The sequence below is a fragment of the Stenotrophomonas daejeonensis genome, assembly GCF_001431505.1.
Lineage (GTDB): Bacteria > Pseudomonadota > Gammaproteobacteria > Xanthomonadales > Xanthomonadaceae > Stenotrophomonas > Stenotrophomonas daejeonensis.
On the sequence record NZ_LDJP01000056.1, the window covers coordinates 42,812 to 62,755 of the forward strand.

Annotated in this window: 16 protein-coding genes and 1 pseudogene; 2 read left to right on the forward strand and 15 right to left on the reverse strand. The window is 69.9% G+C overall.

All coding sequences use genetic code 11. The features are described 5' to 3' along the window. Window positions 1-94: 94 nt before the first annotated feature. The 6 genes from gnd to ABB34_RS09780 all read right to left on the reverse strand — a co-directional run bounded on the left by gnd (window position 95) and on the right by ABB34_RS09780 (window position 6,974). On the reverse strand, window positions 95-1,006 hold the full coding sequence (gene gnd, locus ABB34_RS09755; RefSeq protein ID WP_057641133.1) for a phosphogluconate dehydrogenase (NAD(+)-dependent, decarboxylating): 912 nt from the start codon (window positions 1,004-1,006) through the stop codon (window positions 95-97). Between the two features lie 220 nt (window positions 1,007-1,226). Continuing rightward, the gene (locus ABB34_RS09760; protein ID WP_057641134.1) at window positions 1,227-3,401 is read right to left on the reverse strand and encodes a carboxy terminal-processing peptidase; all 2,175 of its coding nucleotides are present in this window, start codon (window positions 3,399-3,401) and stop codon (window positions 1,227-1,229) included. Between the two features lie 433 nt (window positions 3,402-3,834). Further along, window positions 3,835-4,842, reverse strand: a complete 1,008-nt coding sequence (lipA, locus tag ABB34_RS09765) for a lipoyl synthase (RefSeq protein WP_057641135.1) — start codon at window positions 4,840-4,842, stop codon at window positions 3,835-3,837. A gap of 16 nt (window positions 4,843-4,858) precedes the next feature. Beyond that, window positions 4,859-5,560 carry a lipoyl(octanoyl) transferase LipB gene (lipB, locus tag ABB34_RS09770; RefSeq protein WP_057641136.1) on the reverse strand — a complete coding sequence of 234 codons (702 nt, stop codon included), beginning with the start codon at window positions 5,558-5,560 and terminating at the stop codon, window positions 4,859-4,861. Continuing rightward, window positions 5,548-5,826 carry a DUF493 family protein gene (locus ABB34_RS09775; protein WP_057641150.1) on the reverse strand — a complete coding sequence of 93 codons (279 nt, stop codon included), beginning with the start codon at window positions 5,824-5,826 and terminating at the stop codon, window positions 5,548-5,550. The genes lipB and ABB34_RS09775 overlap by 13 nt, the downstream gene beginning before the upstream one ends. 170 nt (window positions 5,827-5,996) lie before the next feature. Further along, a complete protein-coding gene (locus ABB34_RS09780; protein WP_057641137.1) occupies window positions 5,997-6,974 on the reverse strand; it encodes a CsgG/HfaB family protein in 978 nt (325 codons plus the stop codon). 250 nt (window positions 6,975-7,224) lie between these two features. On the opposite strand from ABB34_RS09780, the gene ABB34_RS09785 reads away from it, so the two are divergent. After that, a complete protein-coding gene (locus ABB34_RS09785) occupies window positions 7,225-8,268 on the forward strand; it encodes a lipid A deacylase LpxR family protein (RefSeq protein ID WP_057641138.1) in 1,044 nt (347 codons plus the stop codon). A 132-nt stretch (window positions 8,269-8,400) separates the two neighbouring features. Here ABB34_RS09785 and ABB34_RS09790 read toward each other — a convergent pair whose 3' ends face one another. The 8 genes and pseudogenes from ABB34_RS09790 to ABB34_RS09825 all read right to left on the reverse strand — a co-directional run bounded on the left by ABB34_RS09790 (window position 8,401) and on the right by ABB34_RS09825 (window position 18,296). After that, window positions 8,401-9,594 (reverse strand): D-alanyl-D-alanine carboxypeptidase family protein, encoded by a 1,194-nt coding sequence (locus ABB34_RS09790; RefSeq protein WP_057641139.1) that lies wholly within the window; start codon window positions 9,592-9,594, stop codon window positions 8,401-8,403. Window positions 9,595-9,687: 93 nt separating this feature from the next. Next, window positions 9,688-10,830: a septal ring lytic transglycosylase RlpA family protein gene (locus ABB34_RS09795; protein WP_057641140.1), complete on the reverse strand. Its 1,143-nt coding sequence runs from the start codon at window positions 10,828-10,830 to the stop codon at window positions 9,688-9,690. Continuing rightward, a complete protein-coding gene (gene mltB / locus ABB34_RS09800; RefSeq protein ID WP_057641141.1) occupies window positions 10,827-11,951 on the reverse strand; it encodes a lytic murein transglycosylase B in 1,125 nt (374 codons plus the stop codon). The genes ABB34_RS09795 and mltB overlap by 4 nt, the downstream gene beginning before the upstream one ends. 522 nt (window positions 11,952-12,473) lie before the next feature. Next, on the reverse strand, window positions 12,474-13,598 hold the full coding sequence (gene rodA, locus ABB34_RS09805) for a rod shape-determining protein RodA (RefSeq protein ID WP_057641142.1): 1,125 nt from the start codon (window positions 13,596-13,598) through the stop codon (window positions 12,474-12,476). A gap of 176 nt (window positions 13,599-13,774) precedes the next feature. Next, a pseudogene (gene mrdA / locus ABB34_RS09810) lies at window positions 13,775-15,613 on the reverse strand (penicillin-binding protein 2); the annotation flags it as partial. A 1-nt stretch (window position 15,614) separates the two neighbouring features. Next, a complete protein-coding gene (gene mreD, locus ABB34_RS09815) occupies window positions 15,615-16,100 on the reverse strand; it encodes a rod shape-determining protein MreD (RefSeq protein WP_057641144.1) in 486 nt (161 codons plus the stop codon). Further along, complete coding sequence (mreC, locus tag ABB34_RS09820) at window positions 16,097-17,071, reverse strand: rod shape-determining protein MreC (RefSeq protein ID WP_083490150.1); 975 nt, start codon at window positions 17,069-17,071, stop codon at window positions 16,097-16,099. Before mreC ends, mreD begins: the two co-directional genes overlap by 4 nt. 178 nt (window positions 17,072-17,249) lie before the next feature. After that, window positions 17,250-18,296 carry a rod shape-determining protein gene (locus ABB34_RS09825; RefSeq protein ID WP_057641145.1) on the reverse strand — a complete coding sequence of 349 codons (1,047 nt, stop codon included), beginning with the start codon at window positions 18,294-18,296 and terminating at the stop codon, window positions 17,250-17,252. Window positions 18,297-18,576: 280 nt separating this feature from the next. On the opposite strand from ABB34_RS09825, the gene ABB34_RS09830 reads away from it, so the two are divergent. Beyond that, window positions 18,577-19,509 carry a carbohydrate kinase family protein gene (locus ABB34_RS09830; protein WP_057641146.1) on the forward strand — a complete coding sequence of 311 codons (933 nt, stop codon included), beginning with the start codon at window positions 18,577-18,579 and terminating at the stop codon, window positions 19,507-19,509. Window positions 19,510-19,625: 116 nt separating this feature from the next. Here ABB34_RS09830 and ABB34_RS09835 read toward each other — a convergent pair whose 3' ends face one another. Then, entirely contained in the window at window positions 19,626-19,850 is a 225-nt protein-coding gene (locus ABB34_RS09835; protein WP_245625430.1) for a hypothetical protein, read from the reverse strand. Between the last annotated feature and the right edge of the window lie 94 nt (window positions 19,851-19,944).

A 19,944-nucleotide genomic window follows, 5' to 3' on the forward strand; every position in this document is an offset into this window, starting at 1 on the left:
CCGCAACCACCGCGCCGGCACCGTCCACAACGCCGCAAGCATTGCATGCCGCCCGCTGGAAGTGAACGCGACGCGGTTCAGGCTACCGGCCGCGTCACCCGTCCGCGGACCGTTTCAGCGCGTGCCCGCCGAAGCCGGCGCGCATCGCCGCCAGCAGGCGGTCGGCGAAGGAATTGTCCTCGCGCGAGCGCAGCCGCTCCAGCAGCGACAGGGTGATGACCGGCGCCGGCACGTCCAGCTCGATGGCTTCGTTGACGGTCCAGCGCCCCTCGCCCGAGTCCTGCACGTACGGCGCGATGCCCTGCAACTGCGGGTTGCGCTGCAATGCCTCGGCGCTGAGGTCGAGCAGCCACGAGCGCACCACGCTGCCGTGGCGCCAGGTCTCGGCCAGCTGCGGCAGGTCCAGCGCGAACTCGGCCTTCTTCTGCAGCAGCGCGAAGCCTTCGGCGTAGGCCTGCATCATCCCGTACTCGATGCCGTTGTGGATCATCTTGCAGTAATGGCCGGCGCCGACCGGGCCGACGTGCGCCCAGCCGCGGTCGGGGGCCGGCGCCAGCGCCTGCAGCGCCGGCCGCAGCCTTGCCAGTGCGTCGTCCGCGCCGCCCAGCATCAGGCAATAGCCCTCGCTCAGGCCCCAGACGCCGCCGCTGGTGCCGCAATCGACGTAATCCAGCCGCGCCTGCCCGCAGCGCTGCGCGCGCCGCTGCGAATCGCGGTACCAGGAGTTGCCGCCATCGACCAGCAGGTCCTGCGGCGACAGCAGCGGCAGCAGTTCGTCCAGCAGCGCATCCACCGCGGCGGCCGGCACCATCAGCCACAGCACGCGCGGGGCCGGCAGCGCCTGCAACAGCGCCTGCAGGCCGTCGACGACCGGCAGGCCGGCGGCCGCCGCACGCTCGCGCGCCTCCGCGCCGGGGTCGAAGCCGGTCACGGCGATGCCGCCGCGCTGCAGCCGTTGCGCCATGTTGGCGCCCATGCGCCCCAATCCGATCATGCCCAGTTGCATCCGCCACTCCGCTCGTCGTTGGAAACAGCCGCCACCGTAGCGCCGTGGCCGGCGCGTTTCACCTGGTCATGGCCGGCGCGCCGGACTGCGTCCGCGGTTTGCCGCCGCGGCTGCCTCGTGCCAACGGGGTAGATGCGGGGCTTGCCCCGCATGAAGCCTTCCCGGTGAAGCCCCGTGCCGGGCAGGCCCGGCACCTACGGGTTGGCCGTGCTGCCGGCGCTCAATCGGCCCAACGGCCGGGGCCGCTGGACTGCGGCAGCACCTGCGCCGACAGCGGGCGGTCGTTCTCCAGCAGGTTCACCGCATCGGACAGGATCGATGCCGACTCCTTCAGCAGCGGATCCGGGCGCTTCTCGGCGGCCTTCTCGCGCGCGGCGTCCTTGACGATGTCGCGCTCGTTGCCGGTCAGGCCGTCGTCGCTGCCGTCGTCGGCCAGCGGGTCCAGCGGCAGGCCCAGTTCCTTGCGGATTTCCTGGCGCTGCTTGCGCTGGGCATCCTGGCGCTCGCGCTCGGTGCGGCGCTCGGCCTCGTTGAGCGAGATGTACTTCTTCGCTGCTTCGGAGCGGAACTGCTCGACGTCTTCCTGCCACCACTGGAACTCGCGGTCGTCCTGGATGCGCCCGGCATGGCGCGTTTCCAGCTGCGGCAGGATCGGCGCGAAATTGCCGTACCGGGTGTGCGGCACCGCGGCGATACGGGTCCACGGCAGCGCGTTGTCGTAGGTGCTCTCGCCGTACTCGCTGGCATCGACGCTGGCCGGGAACGCCAGGTCGGGCACCACGCCCTTGTGCTGGGTGGAGGAGCCGCTGACGCGGAAGAACTGGGCGATGGTCAGCTTGACCTGGCCGAAGCGCTCCTTCTCGCTGGCCGGCCAGCGGTCCAGCGGCACCACGTTCTGCACGGTACCCTTGCCGAAGCTGGTCTCGCCGATGACCAGGCCGCGGCCGTAGTCCTGGATGGCGCCGGCGAAGATTTCCGAGGCCGAGGCCGAGCCGCGGTTGATCAGCACCGCCAGCGGGCCGTCCCACGCCACCGCCGGGTTGCGGTCGCTGTTGACGGTGACGCGGCCGCCGGATTCGCGCACCTGCACCACCGGGCCCTGCTCGATGAACAGGCCGGTCAGCTCGATCGCCTCGTCCAGCGAGCCGCCACCGTTGTTGCGCAGGTCCAGCACCACGCCGTCGAGCTTGTCGGCCTTGAACCCGGCCAGCAGCCTGGCCACGTCGCGGGTGGCCGAGGCGTAGTCGGTGGCGTTGCGGCGGCGGCCTTCGAAGTCCTGGTAGAAGGTGGGCAGCTTGACGATGCCGATGCGGCGCTCGGGCGCATCGCCACTGCCGGGAATCGTCATCGTCTCGCCCTTGGCGGCCTGCTCGGCCAGCCGCACCTTCTGCCGGGTCAGCGTGACCATGCGGTGCTTGCCGTCTAGGCCTTCGGCGGCGGGGATGTATTCCAGCCGCACCTGGGTGTCCTTGGCGCCGCGGATCTTGGCCACCACGTCGTCGATGCGCCAGCCGATCACGTCCTCGACCGTGCCGGACCTGCCCTGGCCGACGCCGACGATGCGGTCGCCCGGCTGCAGCGTGCCGTCCACCGAGGCCGGGCCGCCGGCGATGATCTCGCGGATCACCACCACGTCGTCCTGGCGCTGCAGCTGCGCGCCGATGCCCTCCAGCGACAGCGACATGGCCTGGTTGAAGTTCTCGGCGGTGCGCGGGGTGAAGTAGTCGGTGTGCGGGTCGACGGCGCGCGTGTAGGCGTTGAGGTAGATGGAGAACACGTCCTCGTTCTTCCACTCGTTGATGCCCTTGAGCAGCGTGGCGTAGCGCTTGTCCAGGGTCTTGCGGATGTCCGCGGCCGGCTTGCCGGCCAGCTTCAGCCGCAGCCAGTCGTTCTTGACCGACTTGCGCCACAGCTCGTCCAGCTCGGCGCCGCTCGCCCACGGCACGTCCTTGCGGTCGTAGTCGAAGCGCTCGTCGAGGGTGAAGTCCGGTTCCTGCTTGAGCAGGCCGCGCGCATAGGCCACGCGCTCGGTCACGCGCTGGCGGTACACCGCGAACACCTGGAAGGCCGGCTCCAGCTCGCCGCTGCGGATTGCAGCACCGGTCTGCTCGGCCAGCGGCGCGAAGTGCTCGATGTCGTCGGCGGTGAAGAACTGCTTGCCGCCGTCCAGCGCCTTCAGGTAGCGGTCGAACACGTCCTGCGAGGTGGCCGCGTCCAGCGCGCGCGGGCGGTAGGCATAGCGGCTGTCGGACAACAGCCCGTACACCAGCCGGGACGTGGTGGCCTGGTCGACCGTGGCCGCGGACGGCAGCGCCGGGGCGTCGGCGCGCGCCAGCAGCGCGGCCGGCAGGGTCAACGCGAAGGCCAGCAGGAAAGCGGGAACTCGATGGTTCATCAACGTACTCGTGGCACCGTGCTATGGGGGGAGACTGCAGCCGGATGGGACAGCAGGACAGTGCCGGAAGTTTCGGTGCTTGTCATCCGGCCCGATGCGCAGGCTAGCGGGCCGGCTGTAGCGGAATGTGAATGGCCTTTCCCGCGATGCGCCGGCAGCACACGCACACCCGGTGGTGCATGGACATTCGGTAGCGCCCGACCGTTGGTCGGGCGGCGGCGCAGCGCGCCGGGCGGTTGGCGTCGCAGGTCGGAGTTACATCCCCGACCCACGGCATGGCAGGGCGTCGGGGGTGTAACCCCGACCTACGGTTGAAGCTTTCCGGCGGATGTCGACCATTCGGCGGTTACGCTCGGACGCCCGTCTCGGGCATCGGCTTGCGTAATGGCGTAGGTCGGGGTTACACCCCCCGACGCCTCGCAGGGCCAGCACATCAACCAATACCGGCGCCGGCGGCCTGGCGGTCGGCGTGGTAGGACGAGCGCACCATCGGCCCGGAGGCGACATGGCTGAAGCCCAGCTCGTAGCCGTACACCTCCAGCTCCTTGTATTCGTCCGGCGTCCAGTAGCGCAGCACCGGGTGGTGGTGCGGGGTGGGCTGCAGGTACTGGCCGATGGTGACCATCTCCACGTCGTGCGCGCGCAGGTCGCGCAGGGTGGCCTTGATCTGTTCGAAGGTTTCGCCGAGGCCGAGCATGATGCCGCTCTTGGTCGGGATCGTCGGGTGCTGCGCCTTGAAGTTCTTCAGCAGGGTCAGCGACCACTGGTAGTCCGCGCCGGGGCGCACGTTGCGGTACAGGTCCGGCACCGTCTCGATGTTGTGGTTGAACACGTCCGGCGGGTTGACCGCGAGGATCTCCAGCGCGCGCTCCATGCGGCCCTTGCCGCGGAAATCCGGGGTCAGGATTTCGATTTTGGTGCCGGGGCTGAACTCGCGGATGGCGCTGATGCAATCGACGAAATGGCCGGCGCCGCCATCGCGCAGGTCGTCGCGGTCGACGCTGGTGACCACCACGTACCTCAGGCCCATGTCCTTGACCGTCTGCGCCAGGTGCAGCGGCTCGGCCGCGTCCGGCGGCTTGGGCCGGCCGTGGGCGACGTCGCAGAACGAGCAGCGGCGGGTGCAGACCTCGCCGAGGATCATGAAGGTGGCGGTGCCGTGGCCGAAGCACTCGTGGATGTTCGGGCAGCTGGCCTCCTCGCACACCGTCACCAGCCGGTTCTCGCGCAGCTTGGCCTTGAGCTGCTGCACGGCGTTGCCGGAGGGGATGCGCACGCGGATCCACGACGGCTTGCGCAGCACCGGGGCGTCGGCGAACTGCACCGGCGAGCGGCCGATCTTGTCGCCACCGATCTGCTTGACCCCGGTCTGCAATGGCGCAGGCGGCACGTCGTCCTGCAGGACCTGCAGGGGGATGGAGCGGCTGGTGGATTCAGTCATGGCGTTACCGGCGGCCTCAGGACCGCGTTGTCAGGTCGGGCGATTCGGGGGTGGCGTGCAGTTCGAGGCCGAACTGCCGGGCCAGGTGCGACAGCAGCACCGGCTTGACCGCGTCGATGCCCGAAGGACCGCCCAAGTCTAGCACCGAGGTCACCGCCAACCCGGCATAGCCGCACGGGTTGATGCGGTGGAACGGCTCCAGGTCCAGGCCGACGTTGAAGGCCAGCCCGTGGAAGCTGCAGCCGCGGCGCACGCGGATGCCGAGCGCGGCGATCTTGGCTCCGCCGACATAGACGCCGGGCGCGCCCTCGCGCCGCTCGGCGGCGATGTTCCACTCGTCCAGCGTGTCGATGATGGCCTGCTCGATGCGGCATACGTAGTCGCGCACGCCAATGCCGAGCCGGCGCAGGTCCAGCAGCGGGTAGACCACGATCTGGCCGGGGCCGTGGTAGGTCACCTGGCCACCGCGGTCCACGTGCAGCACCGGGATATCGCCCGGCGCCAGCACGTGCTCGGCCTTGCCGGCCTGGCCGAGGGTGAACACCGGCTCGTGCTCGACCACCCACAGCTCGTCGCCGGTGGCGTCGCCGCGCGCGTCGGTGAAGCGCTGCATCGCGTGCCACACCGGTTCGTAGGGCTGGCGCCCGAGGTCGCGTACCGTCGCCGGCAGCGGCGCGCCGCGTGCCGGGACGGCCGCGCAGGCGTTCACAGCGTCCACTTCACTTCCGGGTGGTTGCGCAGGGCCACGTGCGCGGCGTCGTACTGCTCGCGGTTGTCGGCCTTGAAGGCGATGCGCACGGACACGTACTTGCCGTTGGACGAATGCTTCCAGCTGATGCGCTCGCTGAGCACGTCCACGCCGGACAGCTGCAGCAGCCGCGGCAGTTCATGTTCCAGGCCGATGTTGGCCGCGCCCATCGCGCTGAGCTCGAAGGTGCCCGGGAACTGGAAGCCGTGGTCGGGGTTGTCGGACTTGATTTCCATGCCCGCCATTATCGGGCCGCGGGGCCGCAAACCCAAGGTCCGCATACGACGAAAGGGCCGCTGGAAGCGGCCCTTTCGCGGAAAGCTGCGTTGCCGTTCCTCCGGGAGCATGTGCCGGCCAACGGCCGGCACCTACCGAAGGCGTACCGGCCGTGGCCGGTACGGCGTGCTTATTTGGACAGTTCCAGCAGGGTGGAGGACACCCAGCCCTTGTTGCCCAGCTCGTCCTCGACCTCCCACATCACGCCTTCCTTGTTGCCGGTCGGGTACAGCATCATGCCCGGGTCCAGCGAGCGCACCGCCGCACCGGTGCCCTGGGCGTTGGCCAGCAGGCGCCCGGCACGGACCACCGTGACCGCCTGCTGGGCGCTGGCCGCCGAGGCGTTCTCCGGCAGGCCGCCGAGCTGGGCGACGATGTCGGTATAGGCCTGCAGGTAGGCCATGGTGATGACCTGGCCGATCTCGGTGTTGGCATAGCCGCCAACGCCGGCCGCGCCGAAGCCGCTGCCGCCGAACAGGCCGCCGCCGGCACCGAAGCCGATGTCGCTCTTGCGCGCCGAGCCTTCGGAGATGGCCACCTGCTCGGAGGAGCGCACGTCGGTCACGGTCAGCACCACGTCCGCGGTCTTGCTGCGGAAGTTCAGCCCGCCGATGACCGCGCCGGCCCGGCCGCCGACCAGGCCGCCGAGCAGGCCGCCGATGGCGTTGCCGCCGGCATTGCTGTTCTGCGAGATCAGGTCCGGCACCATTACGTAGTCGGCGGCCTTGATCTGGCCCTTGCCGACGTTGGAGCGGCCGCGCAGGTCGCCGCTGGCGGCCAGCTCACGCTCGTATTGGCTGGCGGCCATGCCGGCGCCGCGGTCCACCAGGGTGAAGCAGCGCGAGCGGTTGACGAACACCTTGATCAGCCGCGACGGTGCCGGCAGCTGCTGGCCGGTCCACCAGTGCGTGGAATCCTCCGGCTCGATGACCGAAATGGTGCCCAGCGGGCGCTGGCACACCGGGATCTCGGCGGTAGCCTGCTTGCGCTGCTCCTGTGCCTGGGTGCCCTTCTTCTTGAAAGCGGCCTGTGCCGGCTGGCCGACCACGGCCGCGGCGATGCCCACGGTGATGGCCGCTGCAACCAGCGGCGAGAAAACATTACGCATGTTCGTGTAACCCCCGTTACCTGCACCGTCTGCGGTGCGTTCCATTGGCTTGGCGACCTTGCGGCGATCCCTTGGCGCCATGCGGCGCACCCGGAAGAACACGGGCCGGTCGGCGGCGATGCTACCGCAGGCACCCGGTGGTTTGCCACAACGCACGTCACCCCGCAACGATGTGATCCGCCCGGCCCCGCTGCAGTTGCCACGCCGCCCCGCTAAGCTGCGCCCTGTTTCCCGACCCGAGAACGAGCGGATGAAGATTCCGGCATGGCTGCCATTGGCGTTGGCATGCGGCACGGCCCTGCCGGCCTATGCGGCCGATACCTGCCCGCGCAGCGCATTGCAGGACCACCCGCCGGCGGTCAACTTCCGCATCGACAACGACCTGTTCGGCGGCCGCGACCAGGACCAGGGCTATACCAATGGCGCCCTGCTCACCCTGGTATCGCCCAACCTGGCGGACTACACCGACGACCCCTGCCTGCCGCGGCTGGCGCGCTGGGTGAACCGCCACCTGGAGCGCCTGCACCCGGGCGAGTTCGAGCAGCAGAACATGATCTTCAGCTTCGGCCAGGGGCTGTTCACCCCGACCGACCACGCACGCGCGGACCTGATCGAGGACGACCGTCCCTACGCCGCGGTGCTGCTGGCCAACTTCGGCTACAACGCGCGCCACGGCGACCGCCTGCGCACCACCCAGCTGGCGCTGGGCATGGTCGGCCCGTCGGCGCAGGGCAAGCAGGTGCAGGACGCCGTGCACGGCCTGCTCGGCGACGAGAAGTTCATGGGCTGGGGCAACCAACTGCGCGACGAGCCGGTGTTCCGGCTGCTGCACGAGCGCATGCGGCGCTGGCCGTCGGCCAACGGAACGGGCTGGGGCTGGGACGCCATCGGCCACTGGGGCGGCGCGATCGGCAACCTGGACACGCATGCCAACGTCGGCGGCGAGGCACGCTTCGGCTGGAAGCTGCCGGACGACTTCGGCAGTTCGCCGGCGCGCCCGGCCGGCGAGAACACCGCACCCACCCGCACCGGGCGCGCGCAGGGCTGGTCCGGCCACCTGTTCCTCACCGCCGACGCGCGCTGGGTGCTGCGCGACATCACCCTGGACGGCAACACCTTCCGCAACAGCCACAGCGTGGACAAGCGCCCGCTGGTGGCCGACATCGGCTACGGCGTGGCGGTGATGCGCGGCAAGTGGAAGTTCGCGCTGGCCCGCTACCACCGCACCCGCGAGTTCGCCGGGCAGAAGGAACTGCCGGTGTTCGGCAGCTTCACCATCAGCCGGACGCTGTAACCCGCGTCGCGCGCATGGAAAAACGGCAGGACAGCCGTTTTTCACGACGAAGCCGCTCGGAGGGCCACGCACCGGGAAGTGCGCCATGAAAAAGCCGGCTTGCGCCGGCTTTTTCGTTCGATCGGAGCAGGGTCAGGACTCCCACCACATCCAGAAGGCATCCCACAGGCGCCTGAAGAAGCCGCCCTGCTCGACCGCGGCCACCGCCACCAGCGGTGCCTCGGCGATCACCTTGCCGTCCAGCGCCACCTTGACCATGCCGATCTGCTGGCCGGCGGCCACCGGGGCGACGAGCTGCCGGGGCACGTCCATGCTCGGCTTGAGGTCGTTGTAGCGGCCGCGCGGCACGCTGACCAGCAACGGCTGCGCCACGCCCAGCTGCACTTCGTCGGCCGCGCCCTTCCACAGCTTCTGCGTGGTCACCGCCTTGCCCGGCTCGTACAGACGGTGGGTTTCGAAGAAGCGGAAGCCCCAGTTCAGCAGCGCCAGGCTGTCGTCGGCACGCTGCTTCTCCGAGCTGCCGCCCATCAGCACCGCGATCAGGCGCTGGTCGCCGCGCTGGGCCGAGCTGAGCAGGCAGTAGCCGGCGGCCGAGGTATGGCCGGTTTTGATCCCGTCCACGCTGGCATCGCGCCACAGCAGCAGGTTGCGGTTGGGCTGGGTGATGTTGCCTACGGTGAATTCCTTGATCTTGTTGTAGGCATAGGTCTCGGGGTAGTCGCGCACGAAGGCGCGGCCGAGCAGGGCCAGGTCGTAGGCGCTGGACTGGTGGCCCTCGGCGGTCAGGCCGTGGGCGTTGACGAAGTGCGAGTCCTTCATGCCGAGCTTGGCGGCATAGCTGTTCATCAGCGCGGCGAAGGCCTCCTGGCTGCCGGCGGCGTGCTCGGCCAGGGCGATGGCGGCATCGTTGCCGGACTGGACCGCCATGCCCTTTTCCATGTCCTCCAACCGCGCGGTCTTGTTGACCGGGAAGCCGCTGAAGCTGCCGTCGGTGCCGGCGCCGCCCTCGCGCCAGGCGCGCTCGCTCATCATCACCTGGTCGTCGGGGCCGATCTTGCCGGTCTTCGCCTCGGCCGCCAGCACGTAGGAGGTCATCACCTTGGTGATGCTGGCCGGCGGCACCGGGGTGTGGATGTTCTCGCCGGCCAGCACCTGCCCGGTGGCGTAGTCCATCAGCACCCACGCGGTGGCGGCGGAGGGCGCCGGTGCCGGCGGGATCGCCACCTGGGCGGGCGCGGCGGCGGCCGGGGTCGGCGCGGGAGTCTGGGCGGAAGCCAGGCCAACGGCCAGGGTGGTCGCCAGGGCGGCGGCAAAGCGGAATTTCATCGGAAAGCGGTTCCTGTTGCAGCGAGGAATGGAAAACGTGCCGTCATTGTAGGGGGATGCGTCGATGCGTTCCGGGCGGCACCGGGACGCGGGTCAGTCACGGACGATCTGCGGCTTGCCGAAACCCAGACCGGCGATGCGGCCGGCAAGTTCCGCGGCGCCGGCCAGGTCGTCGGCGCTCACCCGCAGCCGCCACAGGGTGCGGCCGCCGCTGACCACGTCGCTGAGCGTGGCGCCGGCGATGCCGGCCGAGCTCAGCTGGCCCAGCGCGCGCGTGGCGTTGTCGCGGCTGGAGAAACTGGCGACCTGCAGCAGCACGCCGCCGAGCGTGGCCGCCACCGGCCCGGGCGGGGCCGCATCGGTGCTGGCCAGCGGTGCGGCAGCGGGCAATGCCTGTACCGCCACGGCCACGTCCTCGATGGCGGCAGCGCTGGTCACCGCCGCTTGCGGCGCGGTGGCCACGGGCGTGGCCGGCAGCCGCTCGACCAGCTGGTCCATGCGGCTCGGCGCGGCCGGTGCCGGCGTCGCGGCGATGGCGCGGTCGCGCGGTTGCCGCGGCAGGTCGTCGCCGGGCGTCAACGCGCGCACTTCCACCCGGCCGGTACCGCGCTGGGTGATGCCCAGCCGCACCGCCGCCGCGTAGCTCAGGTCGATGACCCGGCCATCGTGGAACGGGCCGCGGTCGTTGACCCGCACCACCACCGACTCGCCGTTGTCCAGGTTGGTGACGCGGGCGAAACTGGGCAGCGGCAGGGTCTTGTGCGCGGCGGTGAACGCGTACATGTCGTAGACCTCGCGGTTGGAGGTCAGCCGGCCGTGGAACTTGGCGCCGTAATAGGAGGCGGTGCCGCGCTCGGTGTAGCCGTCCACCTTGTCCAGCACCTTGTATTCCCGGCCCAGCACCACGTAGGGCGACTTGTTGCCGACGGCCGAGCGCGGTTCGTTGCGGACCAGTGGCTCGGGGATGCAGGCCACGTCGGGCACGTAGTCGGGGGTGCTGTCCTTGACCCCGGGCCGGTACAGGCCGCCGGCGCGGTAGTGGCCGCGGGTGCCGGGGTCTTCCTGCGCGCTGGCGTAGGGCGAGCCTTCCGGGCAATGCGCCGGCCGGCCCTGGTGGCCCTGCACCACGCTGCCCGCCGGCTTGCCGTGGCTGGCGCCGGCCGGCTTCTTCGGCGCGCTGCTGCAGGCGGCCAGCCCGAGCACGATCAGCAGCGGCGCCAGCCAGCGCGGTTTCATGCCGGCGGCAGCTCGCGGCCGGCGATGGCCTGCGACAGCTGGAACACGGCCATCGCGTACATCCTGGAGAGGTTGTAGCGGGTGATGGCATAGTAATTCTGGAAGCCCAGCCAGTACTGCTTGCCGCCGCTGCCTTCCAGCGTGATCGGGGTGGCGGTGGCGCCCGCTGCGGTTACCGGGGTGAGCGGGCGGTAGCCCTGCGCGGCCAGTGCGTCGAGGGTGAGGTTGGGCGTCCAGTCGGTGGGGTTCAGTTCCTCGCGTCCGGCGTCGAGCGTGGCCGGCACCGCCACCGTGCCGCCGCGCACCCAGCCGCCCTTCTTCACGAAGTAGTTGGCGATGGAGGCGAACACGTCGTCGAAGCTGCCGAACAGGTCGCGGCGGCCATCACCATCGCCGTCCACGGCATAGTCGAGGTAGCTGGACGGCATGAACTGGCCCATGCCCATCGCCCCGGCGTAGCTGCCCTTGAGCGTGGTGATGTCCAGCTTCTCCAGCGCCGCCAGCTCGAACAGCTTGGCCAGCTCGTCGCGGAAGAACAGCTCGCGGCGCACCTCGCGTTCGAGCTTCTCCGGGTCGCCGCTGCGCGGGTACTTGAACGCCAGCGTGTACAGCGCATCGAGCACGCGGTGGTTGCCGGCATTGCGGCCGTAGCTGGTTTCCACGCCGATGATCGCCACGATCACCTCGGCCGGCACGCCGCTGCGTTCCTGCACGCGCAGCAGCTGCTCGCGGTGCTCGGCGAGGAACGCCTTGCCGCCGTCGATGCGGGCCTGGCTGATGAACATCGGCCGGTATTCGTTCCACGGCTTGACCCGCTCGGCCGGGCGCGACATCGCGGCGATGATCGGCTCGCGGATCTGCGCCTGCGCCAGCACCGATTCGATGTAGGCCGGGTCCAGCCGGTAGCGGGCGGCGGTGTCGCGGACGAAGTTGGCGCGGGCGGTCTCGAACGGCACCGGGGTCAGGTCCACCGGCGGCAGGTCGGGCTTGCGCTCCGGCGCGGCCTCGCTCGGCGCGCTGGCCGGCGGCGTGGCGCTGGTCGATGAGACGGGTTCCTGCGGCCGGGTCGCGCAGGCGACCAGGCCCAGGGTGAGACAGCAGGCAAGGGCACGACGGATCATCGGCCGAGATTAACAGGTCAAGGTCGAAATTCCAGCGCCAAGATCATGAATTGCAAGGAGAAGCGCGTGGTGAATATTGCCCTGGTGGGTGCCACAGGATTCACGACGCGCCGATTGTCGTAGGCACCGGGCTTGCCCGGTGCGAGGCTCTCCCGGCAAAACCCCATGCGGGGCGAGCCCCGCATCTACGAGGCTGCTGCTGCGGTGTGGGAGCGAGCGTTGCTCGCGATGCTTTGGGGCTGTGCCGGTAGAGCATCGCGGCCATGCGCCGCTCCCACAGGGTTTCCCCGGAGTCGTGACCCGGTGGGTGCTCCATCAAGAATCCGGGCACCGGCCGCACCCCCATCCCACAGGTGCGGCCGGCGCCCGGACCGGATTCCGACGTCGGCGGGCATCTCCCCATGCCCGTTCGACGGACCCCGGTATTGCCACGGCGCGATGGCGGCCGGTGGCGGGCGCAATTGTGAGGGTTTTGTGAAGCAAATGGGATGACCGAGATCAAAACCCGTGCAATCCCCGCGTTCAGCCACCGTGGACCGGGCGGTGCACGCGTGCGGCCATCACCAGCCCGAACCCGGCCAGCAGCGACACCGCTGCGGTGCCGCCATAGCTGATCAACGGCATCGGCACGCCCACCACCGGCAGCAGGCCGGAGATCATGCCGCCGTTGACCAGCGCGTAGACGAAGAACGACAGGCCGGTGGCGCCGGCCACCAGCCGCGAGAAGCCGTCGCGGGACTCGACCGCGATCCACAGGCAGCGGCCGATCACGAACAGGTACAGCGCCAGCACCAGCGCCACGCCGATCCAGCCGAATTCCTCGCTCAGCACCGAGAACGCGAAATCCGTGGTCTGCTCGGGGATGAAGTTCAGGTGCGACTGCGAGCCGTGGCCCCAGCCCTTGCCGGTCAGGCCGCCGGAGCCGATGGCGATCTTGGACTGGATGATGTTCCAGCCCGCGCCCAGCGGGTCGTTGTCCGGATCGCGGAAGGTCATGATGCGGTCCTGCTGGTAGGGCCGCAGGAACGAGAACCACGACATCGGCGCGAACACCACCACCGCCACCGCGCTGCCACCCAGCGCGCCGGCACTGATGAACCACCACCACGGCAACCCGGACAGGTACAGCACGAACACGCCGCTGGCGGCGATCAGCACCGCGGTGCCGAGGTCCGGCTGCAGCATCACCAGCGCGGTCGGCACGCCGAGGATCGCCGCGGCCACCAGCACCGTGGAAAACCGCGGCGGCAATGGCACCCGGTTGAGGTACCAGGCCACCATCATCGGCATGCTGACCTTCAGCAGTTCGGCCGGCTGCAGGTAGAAGAAGCCCAGGTTCAGCCATTGCCGGCCGTATTTGCCGGTGCCCAGCACGAACACCGCCAGCAGCGGCAGCATCGAGATCGCATAGACCAGCGGCGTCCACGCGCGGATGCGCAGGATCGGCACCCGCGCGATCGCCCACATCGCCACCAGCCCGACGCCGAAACGCGCGCCCTGCGCCATCACCAGGCCGCTGCCGCCGGCGCTGTCCAGCACCGCCAGGCCAATGCCCATCAGCGCGCCGAGCGCGATCAGCAACGGCCAGTCCAGCCCGCGGCCGAGCCAGTGCGCGAGGCCCTTCAGCCAGCGCAGGAAATCCTTCATGGCTGCCTCCCTTCGGGCACCGGGGCGGGAGCGGCATCGGCCGCCGGAGGCGACGTCGGGGACCCGGCGGATCCGTCCACGGGCGCGCCGGCCTGCGGCGTGTCCGCCACGGCCGGGGCAGCCGCGACAACGGGCGGCGAGGACGACGCTTGTGCCGGCGCGGGACCGCCGGTTTCCGGCTCCGCTCCCAGCAGCCACGCATCGAACACCTTGCGCGCGATCGGCGCCGCCGCCGAGCCACCGTAGCCACCGCCCTCGACCGCGATGGCGATGGCGATCTCCGGCGCCTCGGCCGGGGCGAAGCCGATGAACAGCGCGCGGTGGCGCAGGTGCATCGGCAGGCTCTTGGGGTTCACCGCGGCGGTGCCCTTGCGGCTGACCACCTGCGCGGTGCCGGTCTTGCCGGCCATCCGGTACGCGGCATCGGCCGCCACCCGCCAGCCGCTGCCGCCGGGCTGCATGGTCGCCATCATGCCTTCCTGCACCGCGCGCAGGTTGGAAGGGTTGGGGCTGATGGGTTTGGCCGCGGGCTGCGGCAACGGCGCCCAGTCGTGGTCGAAGCGGACCCGCTGCTCCACCACCAGGTGCGGCCGCCGCAGCTGCCCGGTGGCCAGCCCGCCGACGCCGCGCACCAGTTGCAGCGGGGTCACCTTCCACAGGCCCTGGCCGATGCTGGCGTTGACCATGTCGCCGGGGTACCAGCGCTCGTTGCGCAGTTTGTGCTTGGCCGCCGGCGACGGCAGGATGCCGTCGATCTCGCCGAGCAGGTCGATGCCGGTGGGCTGGCCGAAGCCGTAGCGCCCGCCCATGTACTCGTCGTAGCGCTCCACGCCCATGTCGATGCCGAGCTGGTAGTAGTAGGTGTTCACCGACTGCGCGATCGACTTGCGCAGGTCGGTCCAGCCGTGGCCGCCGCGGTTGGCGTCGCCCCAGCCGCGGCTGACGCCGGGCAGGTAGAACATGCCGCGCGAAAGGATCTTGTCCTCCGGCCGGCGCAGGCCGCTGTCCAGCCCGGCCAGGCCGAGGAACGGCTTGACCGTCGAGCCCGGGGCGACGCCGCCCAGCACCAGCCGGTTGAACTGCGGCCGCGAGGGGTTCTCGTTCAGCGCGTTGAAATCGGCGTGCGAGATGCCGTTGACGAACAGGTTGGGATCAAAGGACGGCAGGCTGACCATCGCCAGGATCTCGCCGCTGCGCGGGTCGATCGCCACCGCCGAGCCCTCCTGCTCGCCGAAGGCCTCGACCATCGCCCGCTGCAGGTCGATGTCGATGGACAGCCGCAGGTCGGTGCCCGACTGCGCCGGCACCCGGCCGACGGTGCGGATGGCGCGGCCCTGCACGTTGGTCTCCACCTGCTCGTAGCCGACCTTGCCGCGCAGTTCGCGCTCGTAATAGCGCTCCAGCCCGGACTTGCCGATGTGGGTCAACGCGGCGTTGCCCTCGCCCAGCTCCTGCAGGTCCTTGTCGTCGACCCGGCCGACGTAGCCGATCACGTGCGCGAGCAGGTCGCCATAGGGGTAGCGGCGGGTCAGGTAGGGTTCCAGCTCCACCCCGGGATAGCGCCAGCGATCCACCGCGAAACGCGCCATTTCCTCCTCGGACACGCGCAGCTTCAGCGTCACCGGCACGAAGCTGCGGCGCGCCTTGCGCGACTGGTTGAAGCGCTCGATGTCCTCGTCGCCGAGCGAAAAGACTTCGCGCAGGCCGGCCAGCGTGGCGGCCATGTCCTCGACCTTGTTCGGGGTCACGTCGACGCGGAACGCCGGCACGTTCTCGGCCAGCAGCTTGCCGTTGCGGTCGTAGATCAGCCCGCGCCCGGGCACCACCGGCCGCGCCTTGATGCGGTTGGCCTCCGAGCGGGTGACGTAGACGTCGTGGTCCAGCACCTGCAGCTTGAAATACCAGCCGCCCAGCACCCCCAGCCCCAGCAGCACGCCGAAAAAACCCAGCGCCGCGCGGCGCCGGAACTGCTCGACCTCGGCATGCGGGTTCTTCTGCTGGCGCCGCGCGTGCACGTCAGCGCCCGCGCTTGCCCAGCCGCAGCGCGTCCAGCAGCACGTACAGCGGCAGCCACAGTGCCATGCCCAGCAACGGCGCCCACCAGTAGCTCCACGGCAGCACCGGTTCGGCCGCAAACAGGTGGATGGCGGCGTCGATGATGCGGTCGTTGACCAGCAGGCCGCCGATCGCCAGCGCCTGCTGCGACAGCGGGAAGAAGCGGATGCGCGCGCGGAAGCGCTGCAGGATGAAGGCCATCACCACCAGCCGCAGCGCCTGCTCGCCGAGGATGCCGCCGTACAGCAGGTCGGCCAGCAGGCCGATGCAGAAGGCGAAGCCCAGCCCGGCCCGGTCCGGCGTCTCGATCACCCAGTAGGCCAGCACCAGCGCCAGCCAATAGGGCCGCAGCGGCTGCAGCAGCCCCGGCAGCGGCACCAGCCCCAGCAGCAGCGCCAGCGCCACGCTGACCGGCAGCACCCAGGTGCGGTTGCGCAGGCGGTTCATGGGGTGGCCTCCTTCGGAGGCGGGGAATGGGAGGTAGCCGGCACTGCATCCTGCTGCGCTGCCGGCGTGGAAGGGGGGGAAGCGACGGAATCTGCGGTACTCGTGGCACCGTCATTCCCCGTTCCCCGTTCCCCGTTCCCCGCTCTCCGCAACAACAGCACGTCCTTGCCGCGGTCCAGCTTCGCCGCCGGTTCCAGTTCGCCCAGCAGGAAGGCGTGCGAGTCGTCCGGCTGCAGCTCGACCACCCTGCCCACCGGGAAGCCGGCCGGGAAGCGCCCGCCCAGGCCCGAGGTGACGATCTCGTCGCCCACCTCGACCCCGGCGCTGAGCGGGATGTCGCGCAGTACCAGGCGGTCGCCGCGGCCGTAGGCGACCAGGCGCACGCCGCTGCGTGCCACCGTCACCGGCACCGCATGGTCCGGGTCGGTCAGCAGCAGCACGGTCGAATGCAGCGGGGTCACCGCGATCACCTGCCCCATCAGCCCGCCGGCGTCGATTACCGCCTGGCCGACGTGCACGCCGGCACGGCTGCCGGCGTCCAGCACCAGCCGCTGCCGCACCGGGTCCAGGTCGATGTCGAGGATCGGCGCCAGTTGCACGTCCAGCCCGCCGCGCTCGGCCACGTTCAGCAGTTCGCGCAGCTGGGCGTTGTCCAGCGCCGCGGTCTGCAGCCGGGTCAGCCGTGCGTTGGCCAGCAACAGTTCGTTGCGCAGCGCGCGGTTCTCGGCGACCAGCTGGTTGTGGCTGGCGGCGTTGTCGCGCACCGAGGCGCCCACCCGCCCCGGCAGCCCGGCCAGCGCCCACGCCGGCTGCACCACCAGTTCGGCCTGCGCGCGCAGCCGCGCCAGCCAGTTGCCCTGGTCGTCGAACACGATCAGCGTGATCGCCAGCGCCAGGTACGCCAACAACCGCAGCGTGCTGGCGGCGTCACCCTGTCGGGAAGCTACGGGAGGGCCGGCGTAGGGGGGCACGGTGTGGCTGCTGGGAACGGGGGATGGGAAACGGGGAATGGACGTGCGCGACGCCTTCCGTGGTCATGGCACGGCACGGGAATCCCGGATGGAAACAACGGCAGGCACGGGGAAAACGGGGAATACCGGGAAAACCAATGATCTTTCATTCCCCGTTCCCCGTCCCCTGTTCCCCGCCTCATTCCGGCGCAAAGAACTCGTTGCCGTGCATGTCCACCAGCTCCAGCGCACGGCCGCCGCCGCGCGCCACGCAGGTCAGCGGGTCGTCGGCCACCTGCACGTGCAGGCCGGTTTCCTCGGACAGCAGCTTGTCCAGGTCGCGCAGCAGCGCGCCGCCGCCGGTCAGCACGATGCCGCGCTCGGCCACGTCGGCGCCCAGTTCCGGCGGGGTCTGCTCCAGCGCCAGCTTGACCGCCGAGACGATGCCGGACAGCGGCTCGTGCAGCGCTTCGAGCACTTCGTTGGAGTTGATCTTGATCATCTTCGGCACGCCCTCGGCGAGGTTGCGGCCGGTGATCTCCAGTTCCTGCACTTCGGCCTGCGGGTAGGCGCAGCCCAGTTCCATCTTGATCCGCTCGGCGGTCACCTCGCCGATCAGCATGCCGTGGTTGCGGCGCACGTAGTTGGTGATGGATTCGTCGAAGCGGTCGCCGCCGATGCGCACCGAGGCCGAGTAGACGATGCCGTTGAGCGAGATCACCGCCACCTCGGTGGTGCCGCCGCCGATGTCGATGACCATCGAGCCGCGCGCCTCGGTGACCGGCATGCCGGCGCCGATCGCCGCGGCCATCGGCTCCTCGATCAGGTAGACGTCGCGCGCGCCGGCCTCCTCGGCCGATTCCTTGATCGCGCGGCGCTCGACCTGGGTGGAGCCGGCCGGCACGCACACCAGCACGCGCGGGCTCGGGCGCAGCACGCGGCTCTTGTGCACCTTCTTGATGAAGTGCTTGAGCATCGCCTCGGTGTAGGTGAAGTCGGCGATCACGCCGTCCTTCATCGGGCGGATGGTGGTGATGTGGCCGGGGGTGCGGCCGAGCATCTGCTTGGCCTCGGCGCCGACCGCGGCGACCGAGCGGGTGCCGCCGATGGCGCGGTCCTGGCGCACCGCCACGACCGATGGCTCGTTCAGCACGATCCCCTGCCCGCGCACGTAGATCAGGGTATTGGCCGTGCCCAGGTCGATGGACAGGTCGTTGGAGAACATGCCGCGCAGCTTCTTGAACATCTGGGGAGTGGTCCTGGAAAGGGTGTCGCGCCCGCGCCGGATGGCGAAAAAATGGGCAGAAAACGAGGGCGGTTAGCCTATCAATCCCCCCCGGCAGCGGCAAGGAGAATCCGTTGCGACATCAGGCTTTGGACCGGTTTCCGCCCCCCTCGGTGGCGGCGGGGTTCTGGCCGTGCGCCGGTTCAGCCGCTAACCTTCGCACCTTGGCGCGCCGCCCGCGCCACCCCGCCCGCGCCCGAAGGGAGGCGGTTTTCCTTTTCACTTGCCAGGCCTTCCCGCGATGTCCGCACTGATCTGTGGTTCCCTTGCCTTCGACACCATCATGGTGTTCCCGGACCAGTTCAAGAACCACATCCTGCCGGACAAGGTGCACATCCTGAACGTGTCGTTCCTGGTGCCGCGCATGCGCCGCGAGTTTGGCGGCTGCGCCGGCAACATCGCCTACAACCTGCACCTGCTGGGTGGCGACCCGATCCCGATGGGCACGGTGGGCTCGGACTTCGGCCCGTACCGCGAGCACTTCGACGCGCTGGGCATCGACCTGTCGCGGGTGCGGGTGATCGACGAGCTGTTCACCCCGCAGGCGTTCATCACCACCGACCACGACAACAACCAGATCACCGCCTTCCACCCCGGCGCGATGATGCGGTCCTACGAGAACCACGTGAAGGACGTGCCGGGCGTGACCCTGGGCCTGGTCGGCCCGGACGGGCGCGAGGGCATGATCCAGAACGCGGTCGAGTTCAAGCAGATGGGCGTGCCGTTCATCTTCGACCCCGGCCAGGCCATGCCGCTGTTCAACGGCCCGGAGCTGCGCGAGTTCATCGAGCAGGCCGACTACGTGGTGGTCAACGACTACGAGTCCAACCTGCTGCAGGAACGCACCGGCTGGGGCGAGAAGGACATCGTGCAGCGGGTCAAGGCCTACATCACCACCCAGGGCCCGAAGGGCGCGGTGATCCACACCCCGGAAAAGACCTATGACATCCCGCCGGCACACGAACGCCGCGTGGTCGACCCCACCGGCTGCGGCGACGCCTTCCGCGCCGGCCTGATCCACGGCATCCAGACCGGGCGCGACTGGCTGACCATCGGCCGCATGGGCAACCTGATGGGCGCGCTGAAGGTGGAGCACCCCGGCACCCAGAACCAGCGCTTCGACTTCGACGAGTTCAACGAGCAGTTCAAGCAGCAGTTCGGCTACGCGCTCTGAGGCTCTGAGCCGGGGCGCCCGAACGCATGCGGAAACGGCGCCTGAAGGCGCCGTTTCCATTCGGGAAGTGGCTGCCAACTGTTGAGCCACATGCAATGAATGCAGGAGCCCAGCAGCTACGGCACATAGTGGGCAGCTTCGCGCTCCAGCCACGCCGGCAAGTCGCGATGGCGCACGCCTTCCTGCCTTGCCCGCTGCAAACACTCGCGCATGTACCCGCGTTTGCCCGCGTCGTCGCCGGCGAAGGACAGCGCGAGGTCACGGTCCATCCAGCGGCGGAACAGCAGGTACAGCACCACGTGCAAGGCGATGGCCAGTGCGCTGGCTACTACTGCAATCACGATACCCACTTCGAATCCTCCAGCTCCCGCCATCCGTAGGAGCGCACCTTGGTGCGCGACCGGGCTTTACCGGGACCTGATTAGCACGAACTCT